Source organism: Rufibacter ruber (assembly GCF_001647275.1).
In the GTDB taxonomy this organism is placed as follows: Bacteria; Bacteroidota; Bacteroidia; order Cytophagales; family Hymenobacteraceae; genus Nibribacter; species Nibribacter ruber_C.
Window position 1 is genome coordinate 15,086 of sequence record NZ_LRMM01000007.1, and the last position, 13,248, is coordinate 28,333.

General features: G+C 53.9%; 11 protein-coding genes. 3 read left to right on the top strand and 8 right to left on the bottom strand.

The annotated features are described in order from the left end of the window. The first annotated feature begins 52 nt into the window (after positions 1-52). Positions 53-1,327: a serine hydrolase gene (locus A8O25_RS04390; protein WP_066831378.1), complete on the top strand. Its 1,275-nt coding sequence runs from the start codon at positions 53-55 to the stop codon at positions 1,325-1,327. Between the two features lie 51 nt (positions 1,328-1,378). Here the strand turns inward: A8O25_RS04390 and A8O25_RS04395 are convergent, their stop codons facing one another. From A8O25_RS04395 to A8O25_RS04425, 7 genes are all read right to left on the bottom strand, one after another. Then, complete coding sequence (locus tag A8O25_RS04395) at positions 1,379-1,615, bottom strand: hypothetical protein (protein WP_066831381.1); 237 nt, start codon at positions 1,613-1,615, stop codon at positions 1,379-1,381. A 192-nt stretch (positions 1,616-1,807) separates the two neighbouring features. Further along, positions 1,808-2,842, bottom strand: coding sequence for a threonine aldolase family protein (locus A8O25_RS04400; RefSeq protein ID WP_066831384.1), 1,035 nt, complete (start codon positions 2,840-2,842; stop codon positions 1,808-1,810). A gap of 66 nt (positions 2,843-2,908) precedes the next feature. Beyond that, positions 2,909-3,907: an MBL fold metallo-hydrolase gene (locus tag A8O25_RS04405; protein ID WP_066831387.1), complete on the bottom strand. Its 999-nt coding sequence runs from the start codon at positions 3,905-3,907 to the stop codon at positions 2,909-2,911. A gap of 182 nt (positions 3,908-4,089) precedes the next feature. Then, positions 4,090-5,322 carry a nucleoside recognition domain-containing protein gene (locus A8O25_RS04410; protein WP_066831388.1) on the bottom strand — a complete coding sequence of 411 codons (1,233 nt, stop codon included), beginning with the start codon at positions 5,320-5,322 and terminating at the stop codon, positions 4,090-4,092. Between the two features lie 326 nt (positions 5,323-5,648). Further along, positions 5,649-6,728, bottom strand: a complete 1,080-nt coding sequence (locus tag A8O25_RS04415; protein WP_066831390.1) for a mandelate racemase/muconate lactonizing enzyme family protein — start codon at positions 6,726-6,728, stop codon at positions 5,649-5,651. Beyond that, positions 6,725-7,798: an N-acetyltransferase DgcN family protein gene (locus A8O25_RS04420; RefSeq protein WP_066831392.1), complete on the bottom strand. Its 1,074-nt coding sequence runs from the start codon at positions 7,796-7,798 to the stop codon at positions 6,725-6,727. Before A8O25_RS04420 ends, A8O25_RS04415 begins: the two co-directional genes overlap by 4 nt. A gap of 90 nt (positions 7,799-7,888) precedes the next feature. Further along, positions 7,889-9,385, bottom strand: coding sequence for a M14 family metallopeptidase (locus tag A8O25_RS04425; RefSeq protein WP_153042589.1), 1,497 nt, complete (start codon positions 9,383-9,385; stop codon positions 7,889-7,891). A 260-nt stretch (positions 9,386-9,645) separates the two neighbouring features. On the opposite strand from A8O25_RS04425, the gene A8O25_RS04430 reads away from it, so the two are divergent. Next, a complete protein-coding gene (locus A8O25_RS04430; RefSeq protein WP_066831397.1) occupies positions 9,646-10,578 on the top strand; it encodes a hypothetical protein in 933 nt (310 codons plus the stop codon). Positions 10,579-10,616: 38 nt separating this feature from the next. Beyond that, on the top strand, positions 10,617-10,967 hold the full coding sequence (locus tag A8O25_RS04435) for a hypothetical protein (RefSeq protein WP_066831400.1): 351 nt from the start codon (positions 10,617-10,619) through the stop codon (positions 10,965-10,967). A gap of 109 nt (positions 10,968-11,076) precedes the next feature. On the opposite strand, the gene nagB is transcribed toward A8O25_RS04435, so the two are convergent. Then, entirely contained in the window at positions 11,077-12,999 is a 1,923-nt protein-coding gene (gene nagB / locus A8O25_RS04440; RefSeq protein WP_066831402.1) for a glucosamine-6-phosphate deaminase, read from the bottom strand. Between the last annotated feature and the right edge of the window lie 249 nt (positions 13,000-13,248).

Sequence of the window (13,248 nt, forward strand, 5' to 3'; positions counted from 1 at the left end):
ATTTACTAATATTGGCTCCCATCTTCTTCACCCCTGACCTGCTGAACCCAACATGAAGTACTTTCTTTCTTTCCTCCTCTGCTCCCTTATGCTCTCCACCGCAGCTTCGGCGCAAGCCAAAACAGACAAATTCTTAGCCCAGCTTCTGCAAAAGCACCCAGCCAAGTTCAAAACGCTGCTGGCGAACCCGGGGAAATTTAAAATCCAGATTCTCTATACGCAGATTGACCGCGACAGGAACAATACGCCTTCTTTCAAGACGTACCGGTACCAGGTAGACCCTAACAATTATTTTAACCCCGCCAGTACGGTGAAGTTTCCCGCCGCGCTCATGGCGCTGGAGAAAATCAACACCCTGAAGATTGACGGCCTCACCAAAGAAACCGTCATGCTCACAGATAGCGCCTACCAAGGCCAGACCAAGGTGCTGCAAGACAAAACATCTGCCAACGGTTTCCCCAGCATTGCCCATTACATTAAGAAGATTCTGGTGACCAGTGACAATGACGCCTACAACCGCCTGTATGAGTTCATGGGCCAGGAGCCTCTGAACGAGGGTCTGAAAGCCAAAGGGTACGCCAGTGTGCGGCTGCCCATCAGGCTGTCGCGCTTTCTGCCCATTGAGCTGGACCAGTACACCAACCCGGTGCGCTTCCTGAAAGACGGGCAGGTGCTCTACCAGCAGGGGCTGATCAAAAGCGGGAAAGACTACAAAAACCCTACCCCTATTCTCATGGGCAAAGGCAACGTGACCAATGAAGACAAGCTGGTGATGGAGCCGCGGGACTTTGCCTACTCTAACACATTTGCGCTGGAAGACCAGCACCAGATGCTGCGGGCGGTGCTGTTCCCAGCCTCTGTACCGGTGCAAAACCGCTTCAACCTGACCCCAGAAGATTACCGGTTCCTGTACCAGTACCTGTCACAGCTGCCCAGGGAAACCGCTTACCCTGCATATGCGGAAAAACAGTACCCGGATGCCTTTGTAAAATACCTGCTGTTTGGCGGCCCCACCCGCACCGAGCGGATACCGGAGCACATCAGGATCTTCAACAAGATTGGCCAGTCGTTCGGGTTCCTGACCGACAACGCGTATGTGGTGGATTTTGAGAACAAGGTGGAGTTCCTGCTCACCGCCACCGTGCACGTGAACGAAGATGAGATCTACAATGACGGCAAGTATGAGTATGACACCATCGGGTTTCCGTTTCTGCGGGATCTGGGGCAGGTGGTGTATGAGCACGAGCTGCACCGCAAGCGCAAGCACCAGCCGGACCTGAGCCAATTCAAGCTCACCTATGACAAACCCCGCCCACCCAAGAGCTAACAGAAAGGCCGCCACTGCTGAGCAGTGGCGGCCTTTCTGTTGGAAGAGGAATTAACGGCTTCCGGTAGAGCTTCCGTCTGTGTTGCCACCGTCTTCCACGCTGATGTTGCCTTTACGGCCGCCCCCGGTAGGTGTCATGCCTGGTTCCTGGTTGCCGTGGCCAGGATTATCATTCACATCATCTGGCAACGGCAGTTTGCCTACGGCTTGCGGTATACGGCCGGGTTCTGCCTGGTTGCTTACGGTATTCTGGTTGTTGTTCAGGTTCTTATTTTTCTCTTCAGCCATCGCTCTATAGGTTAAGGTGAAAACTCTTTTCCTAAAGGATACGGGAAAGAACCAGGAACGGATACTTTCCAGGAAGCAAACGGCAGAAAGTGAAAATCCCGTTTTCGGGCTGTTTTTGGAAAAACAGCCCGAAAACAGAAACCGCAGGAAGAGAACATCTTCACCTACAGAAGTGGTTGCAAACTACTTGATCTACTTCTGTGACAGCGCCTTCAGATCCTGTATAAACTGCTCCACGTGCTCCTGCGGGGTGGCCCAGGAAGTGATGACCCGCACCGCGGAAAAACCTTCATGCGCTTTCCGCCAGACAAAGAACCCGTACTTCTTGCTTAGCTCGGCAATGATGGAATTTGGCAGGATGGGGAACAGCTGGTTCGTTTCAGGCTGGGTCAGGAAGGCGTAACCCAGCGCCTGCAGATTCTGGGCAATCAGATCAGCTAGGGTATTGGCGTGGTTGGCCAGCTCAAACATCAGGTTCTGGCGCAGGAGCTCGGCAAACTGAATCCCCAACAGTCTTCCCTTCGCCAGCATGGCGCCTCGTTGTTTGATGTAGTATTTAAAGTCTTTGCGCAGGCTTTCATTGGCCACCACAATGGCCTCGCCTATCAAGCCGCCGCACTTGGTGGCGCCCAGATAGAAGATGTCAGTCAGCGCGGCAATATCAGCCATAGTCAGGTCATTGCTCTTCGCCGACAAGGCCATGGCCAGCCGTGCGCCGTCCAGGAACAGCAGCAGGTTGTTCTGCCGGCAAAACCGCGACAGTTCCTCCAGTTCCTGCTTCTTGTAAATAGTGCCAATCTCAGTGGAGTTGGAGATGTAGACCACCCGCGGCTTCACCGTGTGGAACTCCGGGAACTTGTTCAGCAGCGGCTGTATATCTGCCGGTCTCAACTTTCCATCTGCGGTGGGCACCGTTTCTATCTTATGGCCGGTGGCCTCAATGGCGCCCGCCTCATGGTTGTTGATATGCCCGCTTTCGGCACAGATCACTGACTCAAAGGTTTTCAGCACCGCCCCCAGCACAATAAGGTTGGCCAGCGTACCGCCCGCCACCAGGTGCACCTCTACCTCTGGGTTCTGGCAAAGCTGCCGGATGGCCTCCACTGCTTCTTTAGTGAACTCATCGTTCCCGTAGCCGGGCTGCTGGGTCAGGTTGGTGGCCGCCAGTTTATCTAATATAGACGGATGACAGCCTTCGCTGTAGTCATTCGTGAAGTTGTAAAGCATGGGTGATTGGTTTGGAAATTCTTGGCCAAAGATACGGCTGCCTCTGCAAATAAAGGTTTGTTCCGGTTAGTGAGAATTAAAAAGATGCGCCTCCCCTATGCCTGTAATTTTCAGTTGCCCCGCAATCTCCCCTTTCTTTTCCAGCTGCTGCAGCCACTGAACCGGCTCACTGATGGGCTCATCAGAAAGGTCGAAGGTGCCGTAGTGCATCGGGATCAGCGTTTTTCCGCCCAAGTCATTGAATGCCTGCACCGCCTCTGCCGGATTGGTGTGGCTGGGCTTCATGATAAACGCCGGGCTGTACGCGCCCACCCCTAACAGGCAGGTGTCAATGCTGGGGAACAGTTGGGCTATTTCTTTAAAGTGTTGGTCATAGCCAGAATCTGCGCCAAAATACAGCGTCTGCTCCGGTGTCTGCAGCAGAAAGCTCCCCCACAGAATCTTATTATTGTCTGCTAAACCGCGTTTGTACCAGTGGAACGACGGCAGAAAGTACACGTTGGGCTGCGGCTGCGGCAGCACGTATTCCTGGTACCAACCGGCTTCCATGATTTCTGTTTCGGGCAGCCACGGCTCAATCAGCGTCTTCATTTTCAGGGAAGTCAGCACCGCGAATTGCTGCAGCTGGCGCAGGGTCTGCAGGCTTTTCTTGTCGCAATGGTCCATGTGCCCGTGCGACAGCAGCACGTAGTCAATCTTGGGCAGCTGCTCCGGCGGCACCGGCAGCGGCACCTTCCGTTTGAGGTAGGAAACCCCGTAAAAAACCGGATCTGTGAGAAAGGTGGTACCGCCCAGGCGGATGAAGAACGTAGCATGGCCTAGCCACACCAGCCCGTCTTCTTTGCCTTGCAGAAACGCGGCAGGGTCTGTCACCGGCGGAAGCCATGTATCTTTTTTCTTCTCTTCCCGCTGCGGATTTTTACTCAGCATCCATTTCAAGGCCACCAGCATAGATTGGTTTCCTTCCTTGAACTCGCCCAGAAAGCGGCCGTTGCGCAGGCGGTTGCCTTCCCAGTCAGCCCGAATGACCGGAAAGTCAGGGTTCTTCAAATATTCTTCAGCCATAGGTCTATTCAACGCTAAGTTTCCAAAGGTAGTTGGTCCTTTGTATTTAGTGTGTGTAGCTACATTAAAAGTACTGGTAAACGGCTAAGCCCCAAAACAGAAAAAGCCCGACAGGGTTGCGACTGGGCTTTTTCTTGTTTTCTGTTTTTCGGCCTGTTTCCGGAAAAACAGCGAAAACAGACTTAATGGAAGAACAGGTACGCCAGGAAAATGGCGGCGATCACCCCGGCCAGATCGGCCAGGAGGCCGCAGGTGAGGGCGTAGCGGGTTTTACGAACGCCTACAGACCCAAAATACACCGCCAAGACATAGAAGGTGGTTTCGGTGGAGCCTTGAATGGTGGCCGCCAAGCGACCCACAAAAGAATCTACGCCGTAGGTGTTCATGGCCTCCACCATCAGCCCGCGGGCACCGCTTCCGCTCAGCGGCTTCATGAAGGCCACCGGCAGGGCCGGCACAAAATCAGTGTTGAGCCCCATCAGGCCAATCAGATACCCAAGACCATTCACCAGCATGTCCAGCGCGCCAGAAACCCTGAACACGCCAATAGCCACCAGAATGGCAACCAGATACGGAATGATGGAAATTGCCACTGAAAACCCTTCTTTGGCGCCTTCTATGAACGCTTCGTACACGTTCACCTTGCGTACCAGCGACAGCGCAATGAATGAGACAATGATGCTGAACAGAATCACATTGCTGGCCACCTGTGAGATCACACTGATCTGCTCCTGCGGAATACTGTTGAAGTAGTAGATAATGCCGGCAATCAAGAGCAGCATAGTCCCCAGATACGCCATGATCACGCGGTTGAACAGGTTGATGCGCTGGTACAGTGCCACCGCAATCAAGCCGGTGATGGTGGAGAAGAAGGTGGCGAGTAAGATGGGAATGAAAATATCAGACGGATCTGCGGCCTTGAGTTGCGCCCTGAACACCATAATGCTGATAGGGATGATGGTCAACCCCGAGGTGTTGAGCACCAGGAACATGATCTGCGCGTTGCTGGCAGTTTCTTTCTCCGGGTTAAGCTCCTGCATCTCCTTCATGGCCTTCAGCCCCAACGGCGTGGCCGCATTGTCCAGCCCCAGCATGTTGGCCGAAAAGTTCATCAGGATAGACCCGAATACGGGGTGGTTCTTGGGCAGCTCCGGGAACAGACGGTTGAAGAAAGGCCCCACCAGTTTGGCGAAAATAGCAATGATGCCGCCGCGCTCCCCTACTTTCATCAGCCCCAGCCACAGGGTCATAACGCCGGTAAGCCCCAGGGAGATCTCAAAACCGGTCTTGGCGTTGTCAAAGGTGCTGGTCACCATCTTCTGGAAGATCTCCACGTCCTGGAAGAAGATGAGCTTGAACAGCGCAATGCAGAAGGCGATGATGAAAAACGCCGCCCACAGATAATTTAAAACCATGAATAAAGGGTTTGTGTAGTTTGGTTGAAGCTGGGAAGATACAAATCTGCGTCAGAAAAACCGCTAGGCGGAGAGGCTGAGGGTAGATTTTTTCTGCCAGCTATTTTGACCTTAAGGACTGTAGATTTCCCATTACTCCAAAGGTAGCTGTGAATTCCAAAATCGAAGGGGCGAATAGCATACGTCCCTACCCTCTGTCATGTGTAAATTGTGAAAATTTCTGTTTTCGGCTTGTTTTTTGAAAAACAAGCCGAAAACAGAAAAACCCGTGAGGTTTTAGAAACCTCACGGGTCTGGTAATAAAATCCATGGCAGGTACTACCGGGTTACGCCAACTCCTTGAGCCGCTCCACGCCCAATCCGGCTTTCCCGTTTGGGCGCATGAGGCCATTCTCAAGGAGAAAGCCGCCGCTCACCACATCTTTGGCTAAGTCCAGACTTCCGTCTAAGTCAATGTATTTGGTGTTGGAAAAAGAGAAGGCGGCGTGTAGGGCGGCGGTGATGCTGACAATGCTCTCGTCGTTACAGCCCCACATCAGGTCAATGCCCGCCAGCTGGGCCACCGTTCCTATCTTAGAAGCGGCATGTACCCCGCCGCATTTCATCAGTTTGATATTGAATATACCGCAGGCTCTGGGCGGAGAGGCCAGTTTAAAAGCATCTGCCGGGGAAAGCAATGACTCATCTGCCGCCACCAAATCTTTTATAGACGCTGGTAGCCCTCTGAGTTCATCTATGATATTGGCTTGAAGCGGCTGCTCAATCAGTTCCAGATCCAGCTTGGCCGAACGGGCACAGAACTCCTCCAACTCAGCCGCCGAATAGCCTTGGTTGGCGTCAATCCTGATGTAGATGCGGTTGCCGTAGACTTCGCGCAGCTTCACCAGCCGCTCCACGTCCTCCTCCACCGATTGCCCGGTTTTCACTTTCAGGTGCGTGAAGCCGCGGCCCACGTATTCCTCGGCCTCCTCCAGCGTCTCGGCCACGTTCTTGATGCCAATGGTGATGGAGGTTGGCAAAGCGGTGAGTTTCTGCCCCAGATGCGTGACCAGCGGCACCTCCAAATACTTGCAGAAAAGGTCATGCAACGCAATATCTACCGCCGCGCGCGCGGCGGGATTATGAGGGAGGCGCTCGGTGAGCTCCTCGCAGAGCTGTTTCACTTCCCGCAGGTCCCGGCCCACAAGCCAGTCCAGGTTCTCTGGTTGCACCGCCTGCCACGTTGTGGCAAACGCCTCACCGGTCACTTCCTTGCTGGGGTTTCCTGCGCCAATGCCGGTGAGGCCATTTTCGGCCACCAGCTCCACCAGCACGTTCTCTACCGCGCTCACGGTCTTGAAGGCGATGGTGTAGGGCCGGGTCAGTTCCAGGTCGGCTTTCCAGACGTTGATTTCCTTAATTTTCATACCGCCGCCTGCTCCTGCTCCAACACTTCCTTCACCAGCTCAATGATCTGGCCTACGCCGTCTTCCAACGGAAGAATCACCGGCAGCCCCAGCTCCTCCTGGTACTGCTGCTGGTACTCCTTCGCCTGTTCCAGAGACAAACCGGCTGTGTTCAGGGTTACGGCCAGCACCTTGGCCCCGTACAGCTCTATCAGTTGAATCTCGGTGGAGATGGGCGGAATCTTGATTCCCAGTTCCTCATTATCATCAAAGTACACCCGCGCGGGCGCGTGCTGCAGCACCACGTATTTCACCTGGCCAGACACCAGATACTCTGAGCCGCACGGACCGCTGGGGTTTCTAAGCGCCGCCTGCCCTTCCACGAAGAACACGTCGGGCTGGTGTTCGGCATACGATTCCAGAATGGCGTGCTCCAGTTCGCCAGACACAAAGTCATTGTAGGTGGAATCCAGAATGAAGCCCTTGCCGCGCCCCTGCATCCAGCCGGTCTGGCCGGTGAAAATCATCTGCGCCTTCAGGCCGGCAGCCTCTGCCGCCTGGGTGAGCAGGCGGGTGGTGGTACGCTTGCCCATGCGCACATCTGTGCCCAGCACTGCTACGCGTGGCGCCGGAATATCTTTGATCTTACCGGTCCAGAAATGCAGCTCGCTTTTGGGTTTGGGTTTGCGCACGTCAATGATCTGCACACCGTGCTCCTGCGCCAGCGCCGCCAGCTCGGGCATGTCACTGATGTACTCGTGCAGGCCGCTCACAATGTTGATTCCCTGCTGAATGGCTTCTGCAATAGTGGCCTTCATGGTGGCCGGGAGTTTTCCGCCCTTCGGGGCGATGCCTACCAGACAGTACTGGGCCGTTTCCGGGCTGTTTTTCAGAAAAGAGGCCAAATCTGGATACACCGGAATGTTTCGGGTATTGCCGTCTACCACTTCGCCCGCATCTTTGCCCACCGACACGTGGTCAATCACGCCCACAATACGGTAGCGCTCGGTGCCCCTGATCAGGCCATGGGCAGTTTTGGCGGGGTACTGGTGCAGTAGCCCATCGGTGAGAATAATGGCATTTCCGTCCATTGTCAATAAGGTTTGTTGTTAGTGAGAGAAAGAATTAGCTGCGCGTTTCTGGGCTGTTTTCAGAAAAACAGCCCAGAAACGCATCATATATTAGAGAATCAGTCCGTGGAAGAGTTGCGGTTTTTCGCCCTGCAGGTCATAGACAAAGCCGTTGACTATTCCATAGCGCACCTGCCCCTCTTTGTCTTTCACCACAAAATTGGCTCCCCTGAACAAAGCCAGCCCGTGGTTGACCCTGCCGGTGGTGGTTAAGATGTTCAACGGAAGGTCTTCCGGGTCTGCCTGCGTAGGCAGATTCTGCATGCGCACCGTGGTATAGCCGTCTGCCAGCAATTGTTTGGCCCGGGCCGGGGTTAGCTCGTTTATAGTGGCAAAGGGTTTGTCATAGACTTTGCCCGGCACCAAGGTCATGCCCTGGCCGTCAATCTCCTCATACCCGTAATGCACGCTCATGTCCCCTATCTCCTCTACGGCGCTGCGGTGATAAAAACCTTTTTTAGCAGTAGTTGAGGCGGGTTCATACCGGTTAATGCCCACGTCTAGCTGCGCATCTTTGCCGTTTTCCTTGTACCAGACATCCTTGATCACCAGGTCATACAGGTACCGCTCATTCTGGGGAATCTTGAAGTAGTCAGCCAGGTTGTACTGCGCGTAGCTCTCGGTGCCAATGATGTGTAACGCTGATAGAATGGTGGCGAAGTTCAGCCGCCGGATGTACTGTTTCTCCGGGTCACCCTTGTAGCCCCCAGACTCAATCAGGATCACGCTGGTGCCCCATTTCTGGATGTTGTCACCAAAGGCGCGGGGCTCATGGGCGTCTGAGTACTTGGCCACGTGCCCCGGCACCAGTTGCTGCAGCCCTTCGTTCATGCCCACAATGGTGCGCATGGCCCTGCCCCGCACCTCATTCACCGTCTGGGCATTGTCAAAGGCCGGGGCCAGAAAAGAAATGGTGGCGGGTTTGGCGGTGGTGCCAACCGTGTACAGCCGGCTCTGGTCATGCAGGTTGAACCCAAACTCGGGCTTAATCTCATCCCGCAGCTTTTTCAGTAGCCTGGACTCGGCGCTTTGCAGCATCAGCGCGTCCCGGTTCAGGTCAATGTCCAGGGAGTTGCGGCGCTGGAACACTTCAGCGCCGTCTGGGTTGAGCATGGGCACCATGTAGAGCGTGTTATTGGCCAGGATTTCATCCCGCAGCCCTTTCAGCTCTCCCGGGTTCTGCAGAAAATTGAATATATCAAACAACGCCATGGTGGCCGTAGACTCATCACCGTGCATCTGGGACCACAGCATCACCTTGGTTTTGCCCGTGCCCACTTTTACCAGATAGATATCCCGCCCTTCTATTGACTGCCCCGCCACCTGCACCTGAAACAGCCGGTTCTGCCTGAGCTGCTCCAGCAGCGGTACAATGTCTTTGTGCTTGAACCTGCGGTCTTGGAGAGCGGCTTCTTTGTAGGCGGCGTGTTGTTCAAACGCTTGCTTGGCCACCTCTACCGCCCGGCTGGTTTCAGCGGGTTTGGAAGACTGGCATTGCGTTTCCAGAAGAGTCATGAGGGTAAGGAACAGAATAAGAGTTTTACGCATTTGGCCACAGGTTTGGGTCACACCAGTGAACAATTAAAGGTATAGGTGAGTAAAGAAACCAAGGGTTCACAATGGTGTGGTCAATGTAAGGACGTTTTGCGGTACACAAAAGTGAAATCTCATTTTTTGTGTACTCTGCTTCCTTTTTCTTAACGTCTGGCGTGTTCACCCACTAAAAATGGAACCGAAAACGGAATCATAAACATAAAATCAGCAATCTTCCCTTGCCTGCGCGTAAGGTTAGTACAACCTTTTTGCCCATGACCCAACACCCGTCCAAGACCCGTCATTACCCCAAAGTGAATGCGCTGGTAAATGAGACCAGCCAAGACATTTCCCTGCACGGGAAACAGAAAACCGCCCTCTCCATTCTCCTGATGGACTGGCTCATTGAGACGCCGCCCCCATCCCCCTCCCTGATTTCTTCAGCCCACGGCCGAATTCTGGACCTGTTGCTTTGCCTACCGGCTTACGCGCTGGAGAACCCGCAGGAAAACCCGCTGTGGGAACGGATGCGGCACCTGATGTTGGCGCTGCCCGCCCACACTCACTTCACGCTGGCCACCCACCGCAGAACAAACAACCTGCTGGCAAATCTCTTACAGGAGGCGAACCTCACCCACCGTTGCCGCATACTAGCGGTTGACAATCAAATTGATTTCACCATCTGGGCGCAGGACCCTATTGCGGTAGGAAAAGACAGCCAGAGCGGTGACCATTACATTCTGGAGCCCCACACCTTTTTGCGCAGCGGTGACGCCTACCTGGCTGATCTGTTGGCTTCAGCAGTTGGGTACCGGCATACCCAGGCGCCCCTGTATTTTGAAGGTGGGAACATACTGGTTGCCGATGACTTCTTCTTTCTGGGAGCGGATTACCCGGTAGAGACCATCCAGTACATTGGCGACATGGTTACCCTGCAGCCCGGCGAGACGCGGGCGCAGGCGGTGAAAAAGCTGTTTCAGCAGTACCTGGACAAGCGCAGAAAATTGCTGGTTTTGGGCAGCACGGTTCCCATTCCTGAGCAGGAAACCCGCACCTTCCAGAAAGACGGCAAGGAGTGGAAGGAGCATTATTACATGAAGAACGAAGAGGGATCTGTACAACCGCTGTTCCACATAGATATGTTTGTCTCGCTGGCCGGCGAGATGCGCAGGGGCAGTATCAGCTGCTGGTGGGTGACCCCAGACTAGCGGCAGATCTGCTAGGAGAGCCTCTGCCCCGCCATGCCATGGTGAACGTGTTTGACAACGTGGCCAGAAATCTGCAGAAGGCCGGTTTTAAAGTCTACCGGAATCCGCTGCCGCTCACGTATGTAGATGATGAGGAGGAATGTGAGCGGAAATGGTATTTTGCCACGGCCAACAATGCGCTGGTGGAGATTGTCAGTGACCAGGAAAAGCGGGTGTGGTTGCCTTCTTACGGCTGCGGGGCCTGGGAAAACCTGAAGAAAACCGATGAGGCAAACCAGCGGCTTTGGGAGTCGCTGGGGTTTGAGGTACAGCTGCTCCCAGACTTCCACACGTTTGCCGAACATTCTGGCGCTGTGCACTGCATCACCAAATACCTGAAAAGGGGCTAAAAGCCGTTTCCGGGCTGTTTTTCTAAAAACAGGTCAAAAACAGCCTTAAAAACCGAGCCGCCCCAATACTTGGAAGCGGCTCCGGACAGATCAGGATCTAGGGAAGGGATTAGAATTTAAAGCGCACAAACGCTTCCATGGCTTCATAATCGGCTAGGCCCAGGCGGTCATACCGGCGGGCGGTCTCGCGGTTGCGCTCCTGGGCACGTACCCAGAACTCCCGCGCGTCATCACCCGGGAATACCGGCGTATCTTTCTGCGACTGATGCTTGAAGATGGCGGCTTTCTTGCGCTGTACTTCCTGCGGAGAAAGCGGAACGGCCATTTCAATTTCGTGGGTCTCAAATTCATGCCACGCCCCGCGGTACATCCAGAGCCAGCAATCGTTTACCCAGGTTTCGCCATTGGCGCGGAGTCTTCTCAGGGCCTCCACAATAATATTGAAGCAGACAATGTGGGTGCCGTGCGGGTCTTCAAAGTCACCGGCTGCAAACACTTGGTGGGGTTTCACCTCCTGCAGCAACTGCATGGTCAACTCAATATCTGCATCGGTTACCGGGTTCTTCTTGGTCTTGCCGCTTTCATAGAAAGGCAACGCCTGGAAGTGGATGTGGTCATCTTCCAGACCGGCATAGCGGGCGCCCGCAATGGCTTCACTTTTTCTGATGAAGGCTTTCACGTTCTGGATCTCCGGGGTATCTACCTGGTTCGGCTGCTTCTGCTCAATAAAAGAACGCATCTCCTCATAGATAGAAGTCAGTTTACCTGAATCATCACCAATACTCTTGTTGAAGTCAATGGCAAATTCCATATAACGCAGCACGTCATCATCCCACACCGCGGTGTTGCCTGAGGTTTGATACGCTACGTGCACATCATGCCCCTGGTCTACCAACCGGATGAACGTCCCCCCCATGGAGATCACATCATCATCTGGGTGCGGCGAGAAAACAATGGCCCGTTTCTGGGCCGGCAAGGCGCGCTCAGGACGCTCAGAGTCATCTGCATTGGGCTTACCACCCGGCCAGCCGGTAATGGTGTGCTGCAGTTTATTGAAGATGTCAATGTTGATGTTATAGGCCGGTCCACGGTCTACGGCCAGTTGGGCCATACCGTGGTTGTTGTAGTCTTCTTCAGTGAGTTTCAGGATTGGTTTGCCCACCTCACATGACAGCCAGATCACTGCCTTTTTGGTCAGTTGCTCATCCCATACGCAGTCTCTGGTGAGCCACGGCGTATCAAAACGGGTGAGTTCTGAAGCCGCATCCTGATCCAAGACAAACTCCACATTGTCAGAGAGCTGGAGATACGTGGCCGGCACCTCGCTGGAAATCTCCCCTTCCACCGCTTTCTTAATGATAGAGGCTTTCTTTCCGTTCCAGGCCATGAGAACAATCTCACGCGCCTTGAAAATGGTACCAATGCCCATAGTGATGGCTTTGGTGGGCACATTTTCCTTCCCCCCAAAATCACGCGAAGCATCACGGCGGGTCAGGTCATCCAGTGTTACCAGACGGGTACCCGAGTTAGGCGCAGAACCTGGCTCGTTGAAACCAATGTGACCGGTACGGCCAATCCCCAGCACCTGCAGGTCAAGCCCCCCTAACGCCTCTATCTTGCGCTCATATTCCAGACAGAACGCCGGTATCTCCTCTAACGGAAGCGTACCGTCAGGAATATTGATGTTGTTGCGGTCAATGTCAATGTGGTCAAACAGGTTTTCGTTCATGAACGTCACATAGCTCTGCTTGGCCGTAGGCTGCATGGGGTAGTACTCGTCCAAGTTGAAGGTGATCACATCCTTAAAGCTCAGCCCTTCTTCCCGGTGCAAGCGCACCAACTCTGCGTAGACACCCACCGGGGTGGCACCGGTAGCCAGTCCTAAAACAGTTTTCTCCCCATTTTGCTGCTTTCTTCTGATCAGCTCCGCAATTCGTCTGGCAACTGTTCTGGAGGCATCATGCTGATCCGGGAAAACGGTTACCGGAAGCTTTTCATACCGGGTTTCTTCAAGGAGGTTTAAACGACTCATAGTAGATTAGGTGGTTTTTTGCAACAGTGGAGCCTGCAAAGGTAAAAATCCCAGCGAGACAGCAAATCGTTTGGTGATAACTTTTTTATTTTTTTTACTAAGTAATCTTCGGTCAGCTCCTCCCCTTTAGGGGGAAGTGACAATAATAAAGGAATAAGTTGGAAAACCTACCACCCGGTTTGGGGCTAATTTCTAAAAAACAGGTCAGAAACGCCCCGGGGGATAGGGTGCTCGTGATTTCCAAAAGTT